The organism is Maribacter arenosus (assembly GCF_014610845.1).
In the GTDB taxonomy this organism is placed as follows: domain Bacteria; phylum Bacteroidota; class Bacteroidia; order Flavobacteriales; family Flavobacteriaceae; genus Maribacter_A; species Maribacter_A arenosus.
On the sequence record NZ_JABTCG010000003.1, the window covers coordinates 434,328 to 457,091 of the forward strand.

The 22,764-nt window shown below is 39.0% G+C and carries 23 protein-coding genes and 1 pseudogene; 6 read left to right on the forward strand and 18 right to left on the reverse strand.

Translation table 11 applies throughout. From position 1 onward, the window contains the following. Nucleotides 1-39 precede the first annotated feature (39 nt). Complete coding sequence (locus HPE63_RS09985; RefSeq protein ID WP_188314122.1) at nucleotides 40-1,122, forward strand: hypothetical protein; 1,083 nt, start codon at nucleotides 40-42, stop codon at nucleotides 1,120-1,122. Between the two features lie 134 nt (nucleotides 1,123-1,256). On the opposite strand, the gene HPE63_RS09990 is transcribed toward HPE63_RS09985, so the two are convergent. The 7 genes from HPE63_RS09990 to HPE63_RS10020 form a co-directional block, all read right to left on the reverse strand. Continuing rightward, entirely contained in the window at nucleotides 1,257-2,315 is a 1,059-nt protein-coding gene (locus HPE63_RS09990) for a nucleoid-associated protein (RefSeq protein ID WP_188314123.1), read from the reverse strand. A gap of 170 nt (nucleotides 2,316-2,485) precedes the next feature. Then, the gene (locus HPE63_RS09995) at nucleotides 2,486-2,983 is read right to left on the reverse strand and encodes an IS1096 element passenger TnpR family protein (RefSeq protein WP_188314124.1); all 498 of its coding nucleotides are present in this window, start codon (nucleotides 2,981-2,983) and stop codon (nucleotides 2,486-2,488) included. 27 nt (nucleotides 2,984-3,010) lie between these two features. Further along, nucleotides 3,011-4,045 carry a COX15/CtaA family protein gene (locus tag HPE63_RS10000; protein WP_188314125.1) on the reverse strand — a complete coding sequence of 345 codons (1,035 nt, stop codon included), beginning with the start codon at nucleotides 4,043-4,045 and terminating at the stop codon, nucleotides 3,011-3,013. Nucleotides 4,046-4,379: 334 nt separating this feature from the next. Continuing rightward, entirely contained in the window at nucleotides 4,380-5,804 is a 1,425-nt protein-coding gene (locus tag HPE63_RS10005; RefSeq protein WP_188314126.1) for a CCA tRNA nucleotidyltransferase, read from the reverse strand. Nucleotides 5,805-5,857: 53 nt separating this feature from the next. After that, nucleotides 5,858-6,427, reverse strand: a complete 570-nt coding sequence (locus tag HPE63_RS10010) for an L-threonylcarbamoyladenylate synthase (protein WP_188314127.1) — start codon at nucleotides 6,425-6,427, stop codon at nucleotides 5,858-5,860. After that, nucleotides 6,424-8,259 carry a CDP-glycerol glycerophosphotransferase family protein gene (locus HPE63_RS18605; protein WP_188314128.1) on the reverse strand — a complete coding sequence of 612 codons (1,836 nt, stop codon included), beginning with the start codon at nucleotides 8,257-8,259 and terminating at the stop codon, nucleotides 6,424-6,426. The genes HPE63_RS10010 and HPE63_RS18605 overlap by 4 nt, the downstream gene beginning before the upstream one ends. Further along, nucleotides 8,259-8,942: a phosphocholine cytidylyltransferase family protein gene (locus tag HPE63_RS10020; RefSeq protein ID WP_188314129.1), complete on the reverse strand. Its 684-nt coding sequence runs from the start codon at nucleotides 8,940-8,942 to the stop codon at nucleotides 8,259-8,261. The genes HPE63_RS18605 and HPE63_RS10020 overlap by 1 nt, the downstream gene beginning before the upstream one ends. A gap of 171 nt (nucleotides 8,943-9,113) precedes the next feature. Between HPE63_RS10020 and HPE63_RS18510 the strand changes: the two genes are divergently transcribed. Next, nucleotides 9,114-9,728 carry an adenylyltransferase/cytidyltransferase family protein gene (locus HPE63_RS18510; RefSeq protein ID WP_223198112.1) on the forward strand — a complete coding sequence of 205 codons (615 nt, stop codon included), beginning with the start codon at nucleotides 9,114-9,116 and terminating at the stop codon, nucleotides 9,726-9,728. Here the strand turns inward: HPE63_RS18510 and HPE63_RS10030 are convergent. The 3 genes from HPE63_RS10030 to HPE63_RS10040 all read right to left on the reverse strand — a co-directional run bounded on the left by HPE63_RS10030 (nucleotide 9,725) and on the right by HPE63_RS10040 (nucleotide 12,304). After that, nucleotides 9,725-10,309, reverse strand: a complete 585-nt coding sequence (locus HPE63_RS10030) for a LicD family protein (RefSeq protein ID WP_188314130.1) — start codon at nucleotides 10,307-10,309, stop codon at nucleotides 9,725-9,727. The two genes, HPE63_RS18510 and HPE63_RS10030, sit on opposite strands and share 4 nt — an antisense overlap. Nucleotides 10,310-10,442: 133 nt before the next feature. Continuing rightward, nucleotides 10,443-11,240, reverse strand: coding sequence for a glycosyltransferase family 2 protein (locus tag HPE63_RS10035; protein WP_188314131.1), 798 nt, complete (start codon nucleotides 11,238-11,240; stop codon nucleotides 10,443-10,445). 248 nt (nucleotides 11,241-11,488) lie between these two features. Further along, nucleotides 11,489-12,304 (reverse strand): 2,3,4,5-tetrahydropyridine-2,6-dicarboxylate N-succinyltransferase, encoded by an 816-nt coding sequence (locus HPE63_RS10040; protein ID WP_188314132.1) that lies wholly within the window; start codon nucleotides 12,302-12,304, stop codon nucleotides 11,489-11,491. Between the two features lie 104 nt (nucleotides 12,305-12,408). Here HPE63_RS10040 and ruvX point away from each other — a divergent pair, with 104 nt between their 5' ends. From ruvX to HPE63_RS10055, 3 genes are read left to right on the forward strand one after another with little or no spacing between them, the layout of a single operon-like run. Then, nucleotides 12,409-12,819 carry a Holliday junction resolvase RuvX gene (gene ruvX / locus HPE63_RS10045; protein ID WP_188314133.1) on the forward strand — a complete coding sequence of 137 codons (411 nt, stop codon included), beginning with the start codon at nucleotides 12,409-12,411 and terminating at the stop codon, nucleotides 12,817-12,819. Further along, nucleotides 12,820-13,410: a peptide deformylase gene (gene def / locus HPE63_RS10050; RefSeq protein ID WP_188314134.1), complete on the forward strand. Its 591-nt coding sequence runs from the start codon at nucleotides 12,820-12,822 to the stop codon at nucleotides 13,408-13,410. It abuts the gene before it with no gap. A gap of 56 nt (nucleotides 13,411-13,466) precedes the next feature. Then, entirely contained in the window at nucleotides 13,467-13,886 is a 420-nt protein-coding gene (locus tag HPE63_RS10055) for a DUF5606 family protein (protein WP_188314135.1), read from the forward strand. A gap of 163 nt (nucleotides 13,887-14,049) precedes the next feature. Here the strand turns inward: HPE63_RS10055 and HPE63_RS18610 are convergent. The 6 genes and pseudogenes from HPE63_RS18610 to HPE63_RS10085 form a co-directional block, all read right to left on the reverse strand. After that, nucleotides 14,050-14,250: pseudogene (locus HPE63_RS18610) on the reverse strand (GyrI-like domain-containing protein); the annotation flags it as partial. Nucleotides 14,251-14,399: 149 nt separating this feature from the next. Further along, complete coding sequence (locus HPE63_RS10065; RefSeq protein WP_188314136.1) at nucleotides 14,400-15,908, reverse strand: S10 family peptidase; 1,509 nt, start codon at nucleotides 15,906-15,908, stop codon at nucleotides 14,400-14,402. Between the two features lie 41 nt (nucleotides 15,909-15,949). After that, a complete protein-coding gene (locus HPE63_RS10070; protein WP_188314137.1) occupies nucleotides 15,950-17,566 on the reverse strand; it encodes a family 20 glycosylhydrolase in 1,617 nt (538 codons plus the stop codon). Between the two features lie 24 nt (nucleotides 17,567-17,590). Continuing rightward, nucleotides 17,591-18,241 carry a GDSL-type esterase/lipase family protein gene (locus HPE63_RS10075; RefSeq protein WP_188314138.1) on the reverse strand — a complete coding sequence of 217 codons (651 nt, stop codon included), beginning with the start codon at nucleotides 18,239-18,241 and terminating at the stop codon, nucleotides 17,591-17,593. 85 nt (nucleotides 18,242-18,326) lie between these two features. Beyond that, nucleotides 18,327-19,052, reverse strand: a complete 726-nt coding sequence (locus tag HPE63_RS10080) for an MIP/aquaporin family protein (RefSeq protein ID WP_188314139.1) — start codon at nucleotides 19,050-19,052, stop codon at nucleotides 18,327-18,329. Between the two features lie 57 nt (nucleotides 19,053-19,109). Further along, nucleotides 19,110-20,351 (reverse strand): serine hydrolase domain-containing protein, encoded by a 1,242-nt coding sequence (locus tag HPE63_RS10085; RefSeq protein ID WP_223198113.1) that lies wholly within the window; start codon nucleotides 20,349-20,351, stop codon nucleotides 19,110-19,112. A gap of 229 nt (nucleotides 20,352-20,580) precedes the next feature. Between HPE63_RS10085 and HPE63_RS10090 the strand changes: the two genes are divergently transcribed. Continuing rightward, nucleotides 20,581-20,913 (forward strand): DUF2853 family protein, encoded by a 333-nt coding sequence (locus HPE63_RS10090; protein ID WP_188314140.1) that lies wholly within the window; start codon nucleotides 20,581-20,583, stop codon nucleotides 20,911-20,913. Between the two features lie 169 nt (nucleotides 20,914-21,082). Here HPE63_RS10090 and arsB read toward each other — a convergent pair whose 3' ends face one another. Continuing rightward, nucleotides 21,083-22,132: an ACR3 family arsenite efflux transporter gene (gene arsB, locus HPE63_RS10095; protein WP_188314141.1), complete on the reverse strand. Its 1,050-nt coding sequence runs from the start codon at nucleotides 22,130-22,132 to the stop codon at nucleotides 21,083-21,085. Between the two features lie 2 nt (nucleotides 22,133-22,134). After that, a complete protein-coding gene (locus HPE63_RS10100) occupies nucleotides 22,135-22,764 on the reverse strand; it encodes an arsenate-mycothiol transferase ArsC (RefSeq protein ID WP_188314142.1) in 630 nt (209 codons plus the stop codon).

Sequence of the window (22,764 nt, forward strand, 5' to 3'; positions counted from 1 at the left end):
ATTTGTTACAGGGGTAACCACTTAATAAAAAACAGAGGCATGTTGGAAGAGAAACTTATGTCAAAGAAAAAACCGGCCTATCCGGTTTGTGATGCGTTAGATGCTTATTTGGATCAGTATAGCAGAAAAATAGAACTTCCTATTTTTTATGAAGATTTATTGCGCTTTATTGGTTCTGTGGTGGTCTATGATTCCAATGAAGAGGATACCCTTTGGGTAAGGGTTTATTATAATGAATTTGACCGGAAAGAGATAGATACCAGTCTTAAACGGGTCTACTCTCTCTTGCATTCCGATGGGAGTGCCCATATAGATCAATATTTAAATGTAGATGCCGTTGATTATTGCACTTTCGGGAATTCCAAACCCTTTCGGATAAAGGTCAGGAATATCCTAAATGATAATTTTACGTATTTCTATGTAAAGAAAACCGACGCCTCCCGGATCTACGGATTGGAGTTAGAGCATATTCTTTCACCCTACAATCTGAATTTTTTGGTGTATAAGGATACGTTGATCGAAGAGCATATTGCAGGAATTCCAGGGGACTTTTTCATCAAGGAGATGTTGCCAAAGTGTTCTGAAACCGAGAAAGCCCAATTGGCAAAGGAGTTTGTTAAATTCAATGAACGCTGCATGATCCGTTTATTGGGCGATATGCGCTCTTACAACTATGTTATTGTAGCTACCCACGATTTTGACCATGTGGTTTATAAAATCAGGGCTATAGATTTTGACCAACAGTGTTTCGAAGGAAAATTGAAGGTATACCGTCCACAATTCTTCAAGGAGAATTTTTTAATGGTGGAGTTGGTGCGTAAGAAATTGATGAAAGATTCCATAGACCAATACAAATTAGAGGAAAGATCGATTATTGCAAAACGGATCTTAAGTTCTGGGGATCGCATAAAATTATTGGATAAAATCTGTAAAAAAGATAATATATCATTACCTGAAAATGTGAAACGACTAAAATCCGAAATATTTGAGCTGACCAAGGATGTACAATTCAAAAAATGCAAGACGATGGGAGAAATCTTAGACCTTGCCTTAGATTTTGTTAAGCGTAATTATCAAGGGGTAAGTATGAAACAGATCATCGAGCACAAGATCAAGATTTAGTTTTTAAGTCGGCAGTTGCAGTTGATAGATCCCCTGTTTTAAGCGTTGATCAATATGCGATACTCCCAACTATATAGATAAATATATGGGAATAGTTATTTTGTGCCCGAGACTCTCAATCTATCATCGGCAACCTAACTTTTTTGTTCTTTATTGAAATATACCAGATAATAGTACATCTGTTTTTCCTCGTCCCATCCTTTTTCAACGAATTTTTCAGCAGAATCCGAATTGATAAAGTTTAATTTAATTTGGATGTTGGTATCTAGGTTGATGACATTTTTTATCTTTTTCCGGGCATCGGAGACCGCTTTGTTGGCAATTTCAAAAGAAGAGACATCCTCAATGCTGTATTTGGGTCCTTTTTCAACCTTGTAGTGTTTAAATTCAGGGATTAACTCAGGATTTTCCATGACCTCGTTCAAGAAATTACTTTCTTCAAAAGCGTCATTTTTGGCAAAATGGTTTACCGCCTTGTTCATGAATAAAACCTCCTGTTGTTTGTCTTCCGCTGGTAAAACTACATCTTTCGCAAAATTTTGACAGAATTTCAGGTAATTCTTGGTGTAGAAATTCTCATCGGCCAAAGCATCTACACCTAGGAAATTCTCTAGCCAATATTTAGCATCATAGCGATTGCTATCAACAGAAAGTACTTTATACCCTTCTTCTTGGTTGCTATTGAAGATAAGACAGCCTTTGTCGAGTTTGTTGATGTTGATACCTTGTTGGATCACTAAGTCCAAATTGTTGCCTTTTTCCTCGAACTGAAGAAAATCATGTTTTACTTCACTCTTGAAAATACCGATGGCGTCTACTTTTTCATTGTTCAATAAAATGCCGGTTAAATAGGCGACATAAACCTCCCCACTTTTAATATGCGGATGGTTGGATTGTTCAAAAAGGTGGGTCGCTATTTTTTTTGATCGGTCATGAATACAATCGGGATCCTTGAATATATCGGTAGCTATTTTATGGATTTCATTGAATTCTACATCTACCTCATGGGTGAGTTTGAAATAATTCTCTTCTTTTTCCCTAAAGGGTTTAAGAAAATATTCTTTTAGCAGTCCAGTAGTTTCGTCATTAAGACCAAATGGTTCTGTCGATAGGAATATGCCTTCGTTTTTGTTCTTATTGCCAACACGGTGCAACGATATACTTTCGATATGGGTGGGGTACAGATTGATCATTAATTTTGTTCTTTTTTTTTCATTCCTGCAAAGGTGGGAATCATGGGTTAATTGTAAAAGTAAAAAAGCTAAAGAGTAAAAGAGTAAAAGTAAAAATTCAATGAATTCAACAGGTCGAAAAACATTGGGCTTTCTTCATCGTATTTTTTCTGCCCCCTGCCAATTAATTTTCAGTTCCAGTTTTCATCAAAATCCAAATCGTCGTAGTTTTCAAAAGTGTCATCAATATCCAAAGATGAATTTTCAGCTTCGAATTTACGTTCTGGGGGGAATTCTGGCAATTCCCCAAAACTAAAAAGTACATTAGGGTATGATCGTCCGGGTTCTTCCGATACAATATCGGCCAATTCGACAAAGAACGTCCACATATTCAAAAAATCATAAACATAAATAAGTTTAGGTGTTTTCTTGGAAAGCACATCCTCTAGGCTGGTCTCATTCATCATTCGAACATCAGAATCATTTTCGCCCATATCAAATAAGGCGATTTCCTCATCTTGTTTCCAATCATCATCACAGGTGTAAAATGAGGCCATTTCATTACCCAAAAAACCAAAGGACTGGGCTATGGTATTATGAAATTCCTCCATTGAATTATGCGCCTCAATTTCCACATCCCGAAAGATATCCTCATCGGCATCCAAGATGATCCGGATCTTATATATCATTAACTCTATTTTTGCGAGAAAGCAAAGTTACAAAGATTTATGACTTCTACCTGCATTGTAAGATTCCAACACCAAATAGAACTGTACACCAAAGAGTAGTGAAGCCAACACCAAATGCATAGTTTGGCTCATAAATGGGAAATCCCAGTAGAACATCGCCATGCCTGTTATGATTTCAATTAGGAGAATGAGTAGAACCCAATTTATTTTAGTGAGTCCCAAATTCAATTTATAAATCCTATATGCTAAATAAAGATTGAAAAGGACGACGATTATAGAAAATGACCGATGGATGTAAAAGGACATTGAGGGTTGGTGTAACCAAAGATTTTTAGCAATTTCGCCCACCTCGGTGATCTGTTCATCGACAAACTGTCTTACCTGTGTACCTAAAACAATTTGGACCAGAGTCAGGCCAAAAACAATGGACAGAAAAACAACGGTTTTAGCATTATATCTGTAGTTTTTTCTTTTTTTCTTGGAAATGAAAACCAAGTAAAGCAGTAAGGCGACGATCAATAATGCCATAACCATGTGCAAGGTAATCCTAAAGGGATCCAATACGGAATAGACTACAGTAGCACCGAGCCAGGCTTGAAAGCCCATGCCGAATACTACCAACCAGGACAATAGTGTGATACTTTTCTTTTTTTTCCAATACCCAATAGAAACAATAGCTAGCACCAATGTGCCGAGACCAGCCAAGGCACCAAAGAGTCGGTTTATGAACTCGATCCAGGTATGCCAAGGGTTAAATTCGGCATAATCGTGTTTTGTATAGGGTGCCCAATGTTCGAGTTCAAGTTGATTCCCACTTACAAAATCATCTTTGGCCACTTGAAGTGATTCATTCAGGATGATGACCTGTCCTTTTTGATATACGTGATCAGGTTTCCATTGTAGCTCGGATTCGTCGGTAGGGGGAATAAGGTGGCCAAAACACTTGGGCCAATCGGGGCACCCCATGCCACTTCCGGTCATTCGTACAACAGCTCCTGCAATAATCACCAAGTAAACCAAAACCAAGGAAGTTTTGGCAATCGTATGGAAATTTTTGAACATCTATGGTAGTCTTATTATGCGTGCAAAATTACTACTCTTTTCCAATATTCAAATGGATGTAGAAGAATAAAACCATAAAAAAAGGAGCTAATAAAGCCCTTATTTAAGGTTTGTGTATTTCATTTAATGTGTATAAATCCCGATTTTCTATTGCTCTGGTGGTTTGTTTTAAAACAAGGCATGCCATTGCTACAATCATTGGGCAGTTTATTTTCACCCTTTCTTTCATAGGTAATACTATTTTGAAGTATAAGTGAAAGTCCCAAGAAATGTTGTTTATCGATAACATTGTTAATTTATTTGCCTAAACAACAAATTAAACGCTGCATACCTATTATTGAGATACTAGGCCCAATTCAGCACCTTTTTTTAACATGTACGATTTGGCTGCACCATATTCATTGGGGATTTCACCTTCCAGAATGGCTTCTTTGATGGCTGCCTTTATGATTCCAATTTCCTTTGATGGCTGAAGATTGAAAGTCTTCATAATTTCCTCACCGGAAATCGGGGGTTGAAAATTTCGGATATGGTCACGTTCCTCGACTTCAATGATTTTTTGACGTACCAATTTAAAGTTGTTTTTGTACTGCTTTTGTTTTTTGGGATTCTTCGTAGTAATATCAGCCTCACACAAGGTCATGAGGTCATCAACTTGGTCACCGGCATCGAAAACCAACCTTCTAACCGCCGAATCTGTAACAAAATCTTCCGAAAGTACAATAGGTCTGGAACTCATCAATACCATTTTCTGGACAAATTTCATTTTGTCGTTCAAAGGCATTCGTAATCTTCTAAAGAGTTTATAAACCATTTTTGAACCGACAAATTCATGGCCATGAAAGGTCCATCCGATTTTTTTATGGAATCTTTTTGTTGGTGCCTTGCCAATATCATGTAATAAGGCAGCCCAGCGCAACCATAGATCATCCGTTGTTTTAGCAATATTATCGACGACTTCAAGTGTGTGCCAAAAGTTGTCCTTATGGCGTTGGCCTTCTATTTCTTCAATGCCTTCCAAGGCGGTAAGTTCAGGAAGTATATATTGCAGGAGTCCTGTTTTATGCAGTAGGGAAAAACCTATGGATGGTTCTTTGCTTGCCAATATCTTGTGGAGCTCTTCCACAATACGTTCTTTGGAAACGATATTAATTCGTTCCTTATTTTCAGTGATGGCCAGTAGTGATTTCAACTCAATAGTGAATTCCAATTGAGAGGCGAAACGAATGGCACGCATCATACGTAAAGGGTCATCAGAATAAGTGATATCGGGCGCTAAGGGCGTTTTGATAATCTTATTTTTCAAATCCGAAATCCCATTAAAAGGGTCCAACAAATCCCCAAAATTTGATTTGTTCAATGATAATGCCAAGGCATTTATTGTGAAATCCCGGCGCTCTTGGTCTTCTTGTAAGGTACCATCCTCAACAAAGGGCTTACGACTATTGCGATCATAGCTTTCCTTACGGGCTCCTACAAACTCCAACTCTATATCCCCATGTTTTATCATGGCTGTACCAAAGTTTTTGAAAATTGATATTTTAGGATCTCCGGGAAACTTAGAGGCTACTACCTTGGCCAATTCAATACCGCTACCTACTGCAACTATATCGATATCCTTTGGGATGCCTCTTTTCAATAAATAGTCGCGTACAAAACCTCCGATTACATAGCTTTCGACCCCAAGCTGCTCAGCTGCTTCGGAAAGGACTTTGAAAATCGGATCTTGGAGTGCTTGCTTGTGGTTTTGCTGTGGCATTTTATGAAGGCATCTCGACTCCGCTCGATAGGATAGCGAATACTGTTTATAACTTACTCCCGGATAATTTTTACTGTACCATCATTTCCTAATTTAATTATTGATGAGGGTGGTCCGTTCTGTTTATCGTGGTGCAAATTTACGATATAGTCCACACCTTTTAAAATAGGATCTTCTATTTTCCCAAAATGAGTGGGTGTCGGCTTACCCGCTAAATTTGCAGAAGTTGAGATAATGGGCTTTTTATATTTGTTTATCAAATAGCTACAAAACTTATCAGAGGCGACCCTTATCGCCATGGTATTATCATGGGCAATGGCATTTTTGGCCAACCCGATGGGGTTATCGTAAATGATGGTCGTCGGTTTGGTTGCCAGATCTAAAATATCATAGGCAAGCTCAGGTACCTGTGCTACGTGTCTTTCCAACATGGCATCATTAGCCACCAGGCAGATCAGTGCTTTTGAATCTTCACGCTGTTTTAATTCATACACTTTTTTGACGGCGGCTTCGTTCGTGGCATCGCAGCCAATGCCCCAAACCGTATCGGTAGGGTAGAGGATCAACCCACCTTTAGCCATTACTTCAATGCATTTATTTATTTCAGCTGAGAAATCTTTCATATTTTCGAATGCTTGTCCAAACTTCTTAGACGCTTCAACTCCTTGTATCTGGAATAAACCCCTAGGGCATTCAAATAACAAATGATAATCCCTTTTTGCCCATCCAAGAACCCCAAACGTAAAATATAATGGTTTAAAAACTTATAGAGGGGTCTGAAAATAAAATGATAAAAATGGGCCTTCTTATCTTTTTTGTATTCCTCCAAGGCCTTCATTTGACCATATTTAACCATCTTACCTTTATAGTCGTCGTAATTACTATAAGAGTAATGAATCAATTTGTTCTCTAAAACACTTGATTTACCATCTATCAATAATGTTTCATGAACGATGCGCTCTTTATCGAATTTAACCTTACTCTTTCTGAAGAGGCGGTAATTCTTGTCGCTTTGCCATCCGCTGAACCGTAACACCTTATCCTTGAACATAAAGGTTCTCAGAAATAGATATGCCACTGGCTCTATGTTGTCGGAATTCACCGTTTTCAAGATTTCATTTTTTAAGGAATCGGTCAATCGCTCATCGGCATCCATAAACAATATCCAGTCGTTCGTCGCTTGTGCCATGGCAAAGGATTTCTGGTCGGTGTAATTTACAAATGGACGTTGAATAAGTTTAACATGAGGGTGTTCCTTGATTTTTTTAATGGTACCATCCGTACTATTGGAGTCAACCACCACTATTTCATCTGCAAAGCTGATATTCTCCAATACCGCTTCAATATTATTCAATTCGTTGAAAGTAATCAGTAATGCGGTGATCTTTTGCTTTTTGTTGCCGTCCCAAAGGTCAGTAATGGGTTTACCGAACATGTTGTTTATTTTCAACTTTCGGGCCAAGGACAAATCCCTGCTTTCCGGTACTCCATTTTTTTGAATGTATGCTTCCACGGCCTTTACCATACGAAGAGCGGAATTACCGTCCTTATACGGATGGAACTCCTGGTTGATTATATCCCGCTGTGATTTAAAAGGATCATTTTCTAGATTATCGAGTACTTTATCCGTGAGGTTGGTATAGGATCTTGAATCGTCCCACTGAATGTTATCGGCGATGTTCTTATAAGAGATTGCAGGTTTGTCCAAAAGGAGAAACTCATAAATCACAGATGAGGTATCGCTGATCAGGACATCTGCCTGGAGTAAAAACTTGATAATGTTCTTTTCTTCTTGGAAGATGACATTTGGAACTCTTTTATCCAGGTCTTTATAGGCGTCGATCCATTCCTGATCCATAAGATCATGGAATTTTATAAAGACCACGAAACCCGTTTTAAGGGCAAGTTCTTCAATTTCCTTGAGCAAATAGGGTGCTGATGTAAGGCTCGGGGAAAATGTAGGCGCGAAGAGCACGATTTTGTCCGTGCCATAGTGCTGCAGTATTTTTTCCTTGTCCGCTTCGTATGCGTTACGGTTTTTTCCATATACGTCCAATTTAGGCCAGCCCGTCTCGATGACATCGAAATTCTTGTATTTCGCTCTCAGAGTATCGAACTTTCTCGTGAAATAAGGTCCTTGGGTCAAATAAAGGTCAAAGTAGTTTCGAATATGGAAATGCCCTTTTTTTTCCCCGGCCAAGCCATGAAAAATTTGGACTTTGAGGCCTCTAAGGTAATAGGGCACCTCATTGCCCGGAACGAAAATAGCGTCACTGCTAAACAATTGTAAATCCAGGATACTGGTAGTGAATTTTTCCGTTTTGAACGGAAAATCAAAAAATAGTTTTTTGGGAATATACCAGAGATAATCATGGGAAGCCGCTTTCAAAACGTCCTGAATAGGCGCCATGATCCCAAACGCATAGGCATTTTGACAAAAAAGAATGACTTTCATTAACGGAAGAGGTTATTTGCATTCTCCAAATCCTCTTTGAAATCTACCTCCATACAATCAAAGGCGGAAATGTCCACAGCACTGATCTGTAAATTGTCTTTTGCAATCGCCAACTCCAAACCACGTTCAAAATAATCATTATCATCACATTCCTCCAATCTTGTAATGAAGTTTTTAATGTCTTTTTTAGCGATAAAATTTATTCCGACGGCCTCACCTAAACCGTTTATCACCGATTTGGAAAGTTGGTCGATATAATTGTTTTTCAACGTATATTTCACTTCTTCTTCGTCGACCTTACTCGTGTTTACCGCTACAAATGATTGTTGATTTTTGATATAAGGATTTAATTCTTGCAATAATCCAACATCAAAAACAACATCCCCATTTAACCAAAGCACCGATTTGTCCTTATTCTTTTTAAGGGCCTGTAAAAGACTTTTTGAAGTATTGGTTCGATCAAAGAATGGATTGTAGATGTACGTGACCTCAGGAAAACGTTCCATAATCAAATCTTTTTTAAAACCTACAACAATGCTTATGTCATCAATATTAAAATGTTGGGACAAATTATCTATTTGCATACCCATGATACTCTTGCCATTGTTCAAAGGGGTCAAAGGTTTGGGAAAGGGGTTGCCCAATCGGGAACCTATACCTGCTGCAAGGATAACAATTTTCATAAGTTGGTGTTGTAATAGGCCATTTTTATTTGAACCGCCTTCGTATATGCAAAGTTACTTGTTTTATTTATAAATGACATAGTACTGGCGTAGGACAAAAGATCCTTAATATTCAATTCCCGCATTTGAATTTTGATTTTGTAGTTTTGCAGTCAATTTATTTTAAAGTATATGGTTGATTTAGATTTGAATAAACTACAGACCGAGTTTAAGAACTGGAGAGTTTCAGAACATTCGGCCAAAGGGATAGTTTTAGTTTCGACAACCATGGACAATGAGAACGAAATCCCAAAAATCATAGATTATCTATACACCCATGTTCCTGGAAAAAAATGGACGATTGACATAGATGGATTTAAAATCATAGCAAAGCCGAACCATCGCGCAAAGTACAATAGAATGTATACTTCAGGTTGTTTCGATATTTTCCATTATGGTCATCTGAACATCCTTATAAAATCTAAGGAACTTTGTGACTATCTTATTGTTGGGGTTTCCACGGATGAGCTTATCGAAAAGGAGAAAGGCACAAGACCTGTTATTCCTTTTCACGAAAGAATAAAAGTGGTACAGTCCATAGGGTTCGTTGATGAGGTTATAGCCCAGGAGGATAAGGACAAACAAAAAATAGTCGATACCTATAAAATCGATGCTATTTCGGTGGGTGATGATTGGCGTGGCAGATACCCTAAAGTGAGCTGTGCCATGGAATATTTTCCGTATACTGAGAATGTAAGCAGTACTATCTTGAAAGACGCATTAAAACTAAATTCAAAGAAAACTTAGGTCAAGGCTCGGTCATCCTTGGCCGTATCCCAGTCTTTGACAGGTGTTTGCCAGTCACCATAACGATAAGTAAGATATTCATCGGTCAATTTAGGAATGGCATAGGGTTTTCCTTTAAAATCCAAAGTCTTGAAACTATTATAATATTCAGAGGGAACATTCTTTACTTTATTCGCAATTTCCCAATATGTCTTTTTGTTCTTGGTGTATTTTATAAAAACATCAAGGCAAACGTTACCTTTTATTAAACCAAAAAAACGCTTGGTACGTATTTTGATCATTCTCAGCTCCCCTTTCTTAAAGCCGTCCGAATCTTTGTCAAAGGTTCTTGTACGTACCCTAAAGCCCTTTTTTTTAAGTGTTACCAAAAGATTATCCAATTTACCTCTTTCATTTTCATGGATCGAGATATCCAAATCATTGTCCCAAGGCAATAATCTTCCTTCACGACGCAATCCCAAAAGCGTGCCGCCCTCTAACCAGTATGTAACATTACATGATTCGAATAGTGTTATAACATCGGATAGTAGTTTTTCCGCCTCAATTAAATTTTCACCTTCAAGTGTTATATCGTAAGCCATTTATAAAATAAATAAGGTTGAACGTAGTATTTGGAAATACAACACTGCAAACCTACCAATTTATAGCTTATAAAAAATATGGATTAAAATCGCTTCAAGGTATAGCGGTATAAATGGACTAAGAAATGGGGTCTTAGGGCATGGTTTTGAAAACAGCGGACCACTGTTCTTCCCGCTCCAGCCGTTGGAGTTCGCGATAGCGTTCCACATCGCACAGGGCGTCAAGATGACAGATGACCATACCTTTTCTACCATCAAGGAAACCAAGTCTAATGATATAGCCGCAAAAGAATTTCCACATGGGTTTTATGAGAAGCAGGGCATAACTGAACCTTTTGTTATTGTTGAAGGCCTCTTTGGCTTTTAACCTACCGTATAACACCATCTTGTTCTTGTACATACTATAATCCTTGTAACAAAAATGGGTAAGCTTGTTCTTGAACTTTCCGGTCGTACCGTTTATATCCAAAGTTTCGTGTACAATACGCTTATCAGAAAAGCTCACTTTACTTTTTCGAAATAACCTGTAATTTTTGTCGGTTTGCCACCCACTAAAACGAAGGCGCTCTTTTTGGAACATGAATTTTCTGTAGAACCAATAAGCTACATGTTTTGGATTATTATTTATCGTGTCTATTATTTCTTTCCGAAGATTTTCTGGGACTACCTCATCGGCATCCAAAAACAATACCCAATCATGTGTGGCTTGTTTTAAGGTAAATGATTTTTGGGCCGTAAAGTTTTTGAACGGATTTTGAATGACCTTTACCTTAGGATGGTTTACAAGATATTCATAGGTACCATCCGTGCTGTAAGAATCAACCACAATAATCTCATCTGCAAAGGAAACGGACTCGATACATTTTTCGATATATCCTTTTTCATTGAAGGTAATAATTAGGGCGGTTATTTTTTCTTTGGCTTGTGGCATAGGTTATAATTCATTGGATGGTTAGACCAATTGGTGTTTTTATGTAACAGAAAAAAAACGAAAAAAGTATGTATTGTACTTAAAATTCCTACAAATTTCGAATCGAATATAAGATTACTTCTAAAATAACAGAGGATAATCAATCATATATCCATTATCCATTCCCCAATTTAAATTATAAACAAGTTGAAATGCAAAAACCCTACTCAAAAGCAGGGTTTAATAATCTATTGACTATTTGAATATTTTTAAACGGCTACATCATATTCACGCAACGCATCGTTCAATGATGTCTTTTTGTTGGTACTTTCCTTTCTTTTACCAATAATCAATGCGCAAGGTACCTGAAAATCCCCTGCGGCGAATTTTTTGGTATAACTCCCTGGGATAACTACAGATCGGGCAGGAACAAAACCTTTTGTTTCTACAGGTTCATCACCGGTTACATCTATGATCTTGGTACTCATGGTCAATACAACATTTGCACCTAAAACCGCTTCCTTTTCGACCCGAACTCCTTCGACAACAATACATCGGGAACCAATAAAGGCTCCGTCCTCAATAATGACCGGTGCTGCCTGTAGTGGTTCAAGTACGCCTCCTATACCAACACCACCACTCAAATGGACATTCTTGCCGATTTGGGCACAACTGCCAACAGTGGCCCAGGTATCGACCATGGTACCTTCGTCTACATAGGCCCCTATATTCACATAGCTTGGCATAAGGATAGTCCCTGGGGAGATATAGGACCCATGTCGTGCCACGGCATGGGGAACCACACGTATCCCTTTCTCTTTATATCCCCTTTTTAAAGGAATTTTATCGTGATACTCAAAGATGCCTACTTCAATGGATTCCATTTTTTGAATGGGAAAATAAAGTACAACCCCTTTTTTTACCCATTCATTGATTTGCCATCCCTTTTCAGTAGGTTCGGCACAACGAAGTTTTCCGGCATCCAGTAAATCAATTACTTCACGGATGGCATTTTGCGTTTTTTGCTCTTTCAATAGTTCCCTATTGTCCCATGCCTTTTCTATAATCTGTCTAAGTTCAGTCATTTTTCTTCTTAAGATTTTGACAAATATAAGGGCTGAAACCTGAATTGATCCCGTGTTTTTATACTTATAACAATTTATGCTTTATTTTTGCCAAAAAATTGGAATTGGGTAGAATTGTCGCATTGGATTATGGAAAAGTACGAACTGGGATTGCGGTTACAGACGAATTGCAGCTCATTGCTTCCGGGTTGACAACGGTAAAGACCGTTGACCTTATTTCATTTTTAAGGAAGTACGTATCAGAGGAAAATGTTGAACGGTTTGTTATTGGGGAACCCAAGCAAATGGATTATACACCTTCTCAGGCTGAGGAATTGATTATTCCATTCATGAAACATTTGGCTAGGACCTTCCCTGAAGTTCCCATTGAAAGACAGGATGAGCGGTTCACCTCTAAAATGGCATTTCAATCCATGATCGATGGGGGAATCAAGAAAAAGCAGCGTAAAAATAAGGCGTTGTTGGATGAAATAAGTGCAACCCTGATTTTACAGGCTTATTTAAATAGAAGATAGATGGTATTACCTATAGTTGCTTATGGCGACCCAGTGTTACGTAAAGTTGGAAAAGAGATCGAAAAGGATTTTCCCAAGCTTGATGAATTGATCGAAAATATGTGGGAAAGCATGTATAATGCTAGTGGGGTTGGTTTGGCAGCACCCCAAATTGGATTGCCACTGCGGCTTTTTATAGTCGATGCCACTCCATTTGCCGAAGATGACGAACTTACTGAAGCGGAACAAAATACCCTGAAGGAATTCAAGCAAGTATTTATAAATGCTAAAATAGTAGAGGAGACCGGTAAGGATTGGGCTTTTAATGAAGGTTGCCTAAGCATTCCGGATATTCGTGAGGATGTTTTCAGAAAAGATACGGTAACCATCACTTTTATGGACGAGTGCTTTAAAGAACATACCGAAACCTATGATGGTATCTTAGCCCGAATCATTCAGCACGAATATGATCATATTGAAGGCATTTTGTTTACCGATAAGCTATCATCATTAAAAAGGCGATTATTAAAAGGTAGACTGTCGAATATTTCGAAAGGTAAGATAAGTGTGGACTATCGCATGCGATTTCCAAACATGAAAAAAGCCCGATAATTTAACGCTGTTATTAGGGGAAATATAGCATCTTTGCAACTGAAAAATTTTAAGGAATGAGTTTAGAGAAAATATTGTCGATTGGAGGTAAACCTGGTCTTTATAGATTATTGACACAAACCCGTTCAGGTTTTGTGGCGGAATCACTACTAGATAAAAAACGCACCACTGTTAGCGCACAGAGCAATGTAAGTGTTTTATCCGAAATCGCGATTTACACCTTAGAAGAGGAAATGCCTTTAGGGGAAGTATTCCAAAAGATTCAGGTCAAGGAGAAAGGTGGTAAGACCTCCGTAGGCCATAAAGAGGACAAACTAAAATTGGAGGAATATTTTTTTGAGGTTTTGCCGAATTATGATGAAGACCGTGTATATGCCAGTGATATCAAGAAAGTCATTCAATGGTACAATATTCTTCAAGATAACGGTATTACTGAATTTGTCAAGGATTCCGAGGATGCATTGGAAGAGGAATAATCCTATTTTAATAAATGGCAATTAGGATTTCAACGACTTCCGAATCCTGATTATATACCTCAAAATCAGCTGTATACTTTCTATTGAGTTTTTTGTCATTTTTCTATATATATCGCCATTGTTTCACCATAGCATGTGGCATTTCACCTTCAGCGATGAATCTTTAATAGGTACCCCCTCCAAAAGCACACCCTACCATACCGATAGGAATTTCGTTAAGTTCATTTACCCGTACTCCGATTATGGCTGTATACCTGCCGGTATAGTCCGATTCATAATCCGTATAAATGGCATAAATGGTTTCATCGATTTTATTTGGAATTTTGGACGCAATAGCCTCTGAATAAAACCGACCCCACAAATCACCTAGATCTTTTACGGATTTACCTTAGTTCGTGTTTTGGACCGCTATTCCAATGATTTTAAACGGTTCAATTTTTTGTCCACTGGTCATGAATTATCCCTAATTTCCATTACTTTTTTATGCCCAACCCAGAAATTAAAAAAGCATTTTTATTGCGAAGTGGTCCTTATGAATTCGGATACATCGTTCTTGAATTTTACCAAGGATGGTTCATGGGTGTACATCATGTGTCCTGCTTCGTAATATTTCATAATGATATTATTCTTGATATCCTTCGTTAGTCCAAGGTGGTTTATACTATGTTCAACGCCGTAGAAAACCGTGGCGAGATCATAAATGCCATTTAACACCAAGACTTTCATATTGGGATCTCTTGAAAGTGCTTCGGCCATGTCTATCCCCGTATTAATCGCCGCTTGTGTACCCCATCGATTATTGCCTTCATGTGACCAATCCCATTTAAAGCCTTCACGGCGACCCGCTGTAATAGTATACGTAAGCTTTTTATTTACTCTAAGTGTCCTGTGGAGATAATCCAGAAAACCTGTAATATAGGCCGGTGAAATTGCTGAACTTTGTGGGTCATGACTACCTTCTTGAGCCAATAAATCTTGGTTTATTCCGGTGAACCTAGAATCCAAACGACCGACGATTTCACCCTTATCCCTTAAAAATTCGGCAAAAAACTCACTTGCGGTAACTCTTAGATCAGCCTTTACCCAGTAAGCTGGTGAAGTTCCGGTATACGCTCCCAGTTTGTTAGCTACTTCTTGTTTTTCACTATCACCCAATCGATCTCCTTTGAACAAGGCTGGGGTATATTCATTCTCGGTGAAACTGCGAATTTCATCCAAATATGCATAGACATCCTCAGGCTTGTCCTCAACCATATCATGATACCAGGCAGTTGCGGCATAGGTAGGGAAATGTACGATATAAGGTAGGTCATCATTTGGAGGGAACAACAACGTTCTCAGATCGAAAACCGCCGAGACCATAATTACACCGTTCATGGCTATACCCTGGTTCAATAGCTTATTCATAACACCTGCATTCCTAAAAGTGCCATAACTTTCCCCTAACAGATATTTAGGACTGTTCATGCGGTCATGAGCAATTAGAAATTGGGTAATGAACAAGGATAGACTTCTTATATCTTGGTCGACTCCCCAAAAATCATTGAATTTAGCTTTGCCGACGGGAATACTAAGTCCGGTACCTACAGGATCTATCATAACCAAATCGGCAACATCCAAAATAGAATAGTTATTGTTCATTATTCTATAGGGTGCCGCAGGGGTTGCCACAGGATCATTGACAACGATTCGTTTTGGTCCAAGGACGCCCATATGCAACCAAAAAGAGGAAGAACCAGGACCGCCATTATAAGCAAAAACAATAGGCCTGTTACGAGATCCCGCTGAGCGTTTATCCTCTCCCTTGGTGTAATAGGTATGTCCCATTAAAGCAATAGGGTCATTGTTTTCATCGCGAACTTCGAAAGTACCTGCTTCCGCGGTCAAATAGATCGTTCTACCATTAATGTTGACACTTTGCATTGTTTTTGAAATCTCCGCTTTAGGAATGGTGTCATTTGCATTTTGGGCAAAAGTTGTGCATCCTATTAATGTGAAGACCAGAAATACGATTTTTTTCATCTTAGAGTGGTTATTTTGATTCAATGACTGACTGGTGTTCTTTAGTCTTTTTTAATCTCCTTATAGGAATATTTGCTCTTTTTCCAATCGATCAATGGCGATGGGTAGTATTTGACATTCATCCGATCTAAAAAAGGTGCCTGATTGGCCAACCGTACCTTGTAGTTTTCCCAATCCCGATTTTCCTTGATGGTCCAGCTCAGTTCGGAATAACCTATAACACGTGGAAAAGCCAGATGTTCCAATTCATCGATATTGCTAATGGTTTCTGACCATAAAGGTGCCTCTATACCTAGAATATTTTCCATAGGAATGCCTTCGTATTCTTCTGGTGTCCAGACATATGCCGAATCAACTGGGATATAGGCTGCCCAAGTCAGACCTAGTTTTGTAAGGGTGTCATATTTCATGTCTAAATAGGTTCTTTTAGCAGGAGAAAGTATGACCTTCATGCCTCTCGCTACAGCTTTTTGGGCATTGTCTCCGCTTGACCAATATTGTGAGATTGAGCTAGAGTCTACTTTGGCTGTGGCAATTTCATCCCACCCGATCATCTTCTTACCATGTTTCTGTACAATTTTCTCTACTTTTTCAACGAAATAGATATAATCGTTCTTTTTAGTAACATGGCTTTCATCACCCCCAATATGGAAATAAGGGCCTGGTGTAATTTCCGAAATTTCCCGTACTACATCGTCAATAAAGGCATAGACCGTATCTTTCCGTGTATCAAAAGTGCTGAACCCTACTTGGGTACCTTCGTATAGTTTTGGCGTCTTGCCATTTCCATTTAGAAAAGGATAGGATACCGATGCGGCATTGGTGTGTCCGGGCATATCTACTTCGGGTATCACCGTCATATAGTGTTTAGCGGCATAAGCTATTATTTCTTTGTAATCTTCTTGCGTATAGAATCCCCCGGCTTCACCACCGACCTCGGTACTACCGCCCACTTCGGTTAACTTGGGCCAGGACTTTATTTCGATCCTCCAACCTTGGTCATCGGTCAAATGTAAATGCAACACATTGATTTTATAGTACGCTAAGAGGTCGATGTATTTCTTTACATCCTCTACGCTGAAGAAATGGCGCGCCACATCGAGCATAGCGCCACGAAATCCAAAATTCGGATTATCAATGATCTTACCGGATGCGATGGGCCATATGCGTTGCTCGGCCAAGGTATCATTACTTTCCTCAGGTATTAGTTGACGTAACGTCTGTATACCACGGAAAGCACCCTCGGCAGTATTGGAGTTCAGAATAACAGAATCCTGGGTAATATAGAGCTGATAGGCCTCGGGCGAATCCAGTTCCAGACTGTCCGATTTATTGATATAGATTATGCGTTCTACCAGTTCAGTGCTATTTTCATTTACCGGAATAACCAGATCCAGTTTAGCTTTGATCTTGTCTGCCAAAAATTGTCCTACCTCAGAATACCCTTCCGAATTAAGGGTGGTGTAAATGGCGGTATATCTATCAAGTCCGAATGCTTTATTCGTGGGGATAACCTTCAAGGGTTTGGGAATCAGATTTTCCTTGGCCAAATCCGTTGGCGGGAAATCAATGCGTTTCTTCTTTACTTCTTGGCAGGCCACTATCAGTGCCCCAATAAAAAGTAAGGTAGTAGCTCTGGTTACAATAGATTTAATCATAATGTCAGTATAATTGTGGTTTATTTAATGATCGACAAAAGGTTTTAAAACGGTATGCCAAATTTCGTAACCTTTGATGTTTATATGCAATCCGTCTTCAAGATATAAATCTGGATTAAGTTTTCGCCCAAGGAGCATAGGGTTCCATATATTCGCAAAATATAAGCGGTCATCCTGTTGGGACAATCTATGAAATTTGCGATTCAGGCGCTTGTATTTTCTTTTTAACGGCCACCGGGCTATACTAGGTTTTACAGAAATCAGGATGATTTGTGTATCCTTGTTTTTGGCATGTATCCTATGGTTGATTTCCATAATCGTGTTAATGATTTCTTTAGGTTTTTTTCCTTCTGCAAGGTCATTGTCCCCTTCATAGATAAATACCTTGCTAGGGTTATATTTTAGGATCAGTTCATCGCAATATGCCAAGAGATCCGAAGCGTGGGACCCGCCAAATCCAGAATTTATGATTTCATGGTCAGGGAAATTTTCTTCCAACCCTTCCCATGTTCTAATACTTGAGCTCCCAACGAAAACTATGGTTTCATTTACAGCTTCCCTTAGGGTATCGTACTTCTTTTGAATCTCGGCCACTTCATTTGCGAAACGTTCAGGGCTTTGGGAATTTCCTTTAAGTACAACAAAAATGAATGGGAGTAGGACCAAAAACCTCATTCTTAAAATTTGAAGCTGAAAGATACTTCTATTCTTTTAAAAGTTCAATACATCTTTACTTACAAATCAACATTATTTTAAAAAATCAAAACCCAATACCCATGAATACGAATGCAGCGATACTACCTCCCAACAAGGGTCCTAAGATTGGAATCCAGGCATATTCCCAATCACTTTTTCCCTTATTTTTTAGAGGAAGCAACATGTGCATTATCCTTGGCCCCAAATCACGGGCAGGGTTTATAGCATAGCCCGTTGGTCCCCCAAGCGAAAAGCCAATTCCCATCACCAAGAGGGCAACCGGAAGGGCATCCAAGGATCCCAAGGATATAGGTTCATTGGCAAAGTTTCCACCTGCAATGAAGAACACCCCAAAAACAAGGGTAAACGTACCTATTACTTCGGTTACAAAATTCCATAAAGGGTTACGCACGGCAGGTGAAGTGGAGAAGGTAGCCAAAATGGCGGAAGGGTCGGTCGTGTTATCGTACTGTTTTTTATAGGTCAACCAAACCAAGAGGTTACCCATCATGGCACCGAGTACTTGGGAAATGAAATATCCAGGTACCAATGTCCAACTAAATTTTCCGGCAAGTGCGAAGCCAATTGTGACTGCCGGGTTCAGATGTGCCCCTGAAACATCCGCACTGATAAAGACACCACAAAAAACCGCAATGCCCCAGGCCAAGGAAATCCCAGTCCATCCGGCGTTAGATCCTTTGGTGTTTTTCAGGACAACATTGGCAACCACGCCGTTTCCTAGTAAAATCAACATAGCGGTTCCTATAAATTCAAATATGTAAGGGTTCATCTAGTTTATGGTTTAGTTGGTGAAATCCAGTGGTTTTCTTACAGGCAGATCAATTAATCAATCGGTAATGGATTGATAGACAAATTGTCTCATTTGTTGACTATAATAGTTGCTATAAGGTTGTAATTGAAGCATAAGTATTGAAATCAGTTGTTCCTTGGGGTCAATGAAGAAATAGGTACAATAGGCCCCACCCCAGTAATATTGCCCCTCAGAACCTATAATTTTGGAATCAGCCACATCTGTGGTCACCCCAAAGCCAAAACCAAATCCTTGTCCAGGACCTTGTCGTAGGTTTCCTATTTGGTTCATCGTCATTAATTCTACTGTTTTTGGACTCAATAAATTGCGACCCTTGAACTTTCCTTTATGAATCATCATTTGGCAAAATTTCATGTAATCAGTGGCTGTGGAGAACAAACCATGTGTGCCCCCGAAAATGGTATTACCCATAATGGGCAGTTGTCGTTCGGAGGTTATCAAATTTCCTTCCCTGTCGAAATTATGGACGGGTACCCATCGCATCTGCTTTTCTATCGGGATATTGTACCCGGTATCCTTCATCTCCAAAGGGTCGAATATCCGTTCTTGAAGAAAGTCGGCCACTGTTTTTCCTGAGAATTTCTCAATAAGCATGGCCAATACATCAGGTGAGGCGCTATAATACCATTGTTCGCCTGGCTGACCGATCAGGGGTAGTCTCGCAAGGGCATTTACCCTGCTTTCCAAATTAGCATGGGTTTCTTGATAGAGGGCTTTCGAAATATCATTGTCCAAAGCGGTTCCCCCAAGTCCGTGTGAGAATCCGGCCGTATGGGATAATAGATGGGCTATGGTAATTTCCTTATTTGTATCCATAGTGGCCCCCTCTTTTCCTGCCTCTACGTCTAAGGCCACCTTCATATTCTTGAATTGGGGCAAATAGGTTGAAACGGGATCGGTCAAGAAAAAATGGCCTTCCTCATAGAGCATCATAAAGGCGGCGGTAATAATTGGCTTGGTCATTGACATCAGATGGAAAATGCCATCGTGTTGCATGGTTTTTCTTGATGAGAGATCGCTATAACCATAGGTCGCCTGATGTACAATCTTGTTATTACGGGAAATCAGCGTCACGGCCCCGGAAATACGTCCTTCATCTACCTCATTTTGTAAAAAGACATCATAGCGTGCAAGTCTTTCCTTAGACATCCCTTCGTTATCAAAAAATTCATGGGTCGATTGTGAATGGGCGGTATTGCCATATAGGATGAAAAACAAAAGGATAAACTGTAGCATCATTATCTTGGTGTGTCTCATTTTAGTTGCATTTTTTAGAATAAAACTAGTAAGTTTTTTCAGAAGGTTTCACGGTTATGAACAATCGTTAATAAATCTCTTAAATATAGTGTTTTTCAGGAATACCGAATGTACGTGCAAAAATAATATGGTTTATTTCCCTTGATCTTTTTATCTTTTTATTCAAGAAATCTATAACTTACTGCTGTTATCAAAACAAATCTAATTTTAACCTTAAAAATCTATTATCATGAGTGATTTAACGGAAAAACTGGCTAAACTTAAGGAAACTGCCGAGAATCAATTGAAGGAGTGTGGTGTTTCAAAAATCGACCAAGAGCTTTTAGATACCTTGGTGAATCGTTTACGTACTATGGTGGACAACAAGGATGCTGCCCTTGTTTCTGGGCAGGATGCTTCTGAATTAGAGACTGTACGCCGGAATTTTGTGGAAAAGAAACTTGGAATAACCGATAGGGATAAGGCGATGGCAGCTATTCACAAGGTAGCTGAAAAGATGTCAGGAATACGAATGAAGAGTAGGCCGGCTTTTTACTATTTGGTTCAACAAGAATTAAGTTAAGACGATGTTCATTTTAAAAGCAAAGGGCAGCACTTTATGCTGCCCTTTTGTATTGGATTATATCTATTGTGTTTGGACAGTTTTATTCCGTTATCTGTCCTTAGTCTTAATAGTCCTTATTTATTTCCAGTAAATAATTTTGCCGCTTCAATTGTAGGCAAGTATGATATTATGCGCTGATTTTTTGGAAATACCTTTTCCGTAGCCAAAACGAAACCCGAACTAACAAAATTAAAGCCGGAACTTCAACCAAAGGCCCAATGACACCTGCGAAAGCCTGACCTGAATTTAAACCAAAAACGGCAATGGCAACTGCGATGGCCAATTCAAAATTATTACCAGCAGCCGTGAAGGCCACCGAGGCTGTTTTGTCATATTCCGCACCCGTCGCCTTTGTAAAGAAAAAACCGATAATAAACATCAAAGTAAAATAAATCAGTAGGGGTACGGCGATGATCAAAACGTCCATGGGAATTTGAACGATCAATTCCCCTTTTAATGAGAACATGACCACAATTGTAAATAACAGTGCGATTAAGGTCAATGGCGAAATAGCTGGAATAAAAACGTTCGCATACCATGTTTCGCCTTTTAATTTCACTAAGATCAATCGACTTAAGATTCCCAAAACAAACGGAATTCCTAAATAGATAGCCACACTTTCGGCAATGGTCCCAATAGAAATGTCGACGATTGCCCCTTCAAAACCGAAATAGGGAGGTAGTATGGTTATAAAGATCCACGCATAAAAACTGTATGCGAATACTTGGAAAATGCTATTTAAGGCTACTAATCCCGCTCCATATTCACTGCTGCCTTCGGCAAGATCATTCCATACAAGTACCATGGCTATACAACGAGCCAAACCGATCAATATGAGTCCGACCATATATTCGGGGTAATCCCTTAAAAAGGTGATGGCCAGGACAAACATTAAAACAGGGCCGATTATCCAATTTAGAATTAGTGAGATCGATAATATCTTTGTGTTTCGAAAAACTTTTGGTAACAAGGCATAATTGACTTTTGCCAAAGGGGGATACATCATTAAAATCAACCCGATTGCTATGGGGATGTTGGTAGTTCCGCTACTGAATGAATTGATTAGTGTTGGGAACGATGGAATAAAATAACCAATACCTACGCCCAAAACCATGGCCAAAAATATCCACAGGGTCAAATAACTGTCAAGAAAACTTAATTTTTTAGTTGAGGGCATACCTAGGATTTAATTTGAGAGAATACATAAAACAGTTCGGTAGCGATTTGCAGGCTTCTTTCGTTGTACTTTACGGCTTGTTGGGGTGTGCCATCAAAAGCTTTTGGGTCTTCGAAGGTTATTGGAATGCGTTTTTCCGCTCCTGCGATAAAAGGACAACCGCCATCGGCTTGCGAACAGGTCATAATAGCCGCAAATTTCGATTGCGGGTTAAATTCATTATCCAACTTTTTTGAGAACCCGATGATCGGATGTTCATTGGCCGCATATTTTATGCTATAAATCGGGTTATTGCCTTCTGAAAGTTTTCGAACTTTGAAACCCGAGTTTACTAATGTCTTGGCTACCATCGGAAAAAGGGCAGTAGCTTCTGTGCCTCCCGAATAACAAGAAACATTTCTCATATTAAAATGGTAGGCAAGGGTCTGAGCCCAAACCTGTGATAGGTGACTCCTTCTTGAATTGTGGGTACAGATAAAGTTGATACGGATTTTTTCATCATCATTTACCTTTGATTGCACAAAATCTATAAAGGGTTGTAAAGTTTGCTTACGCTCGTTTGGAATAGTTTCAACGTTAAAAGTAGAAATGAGTTTATCGATTTCTTCAAAGAGTGCAGGAGTTTTGGTCAT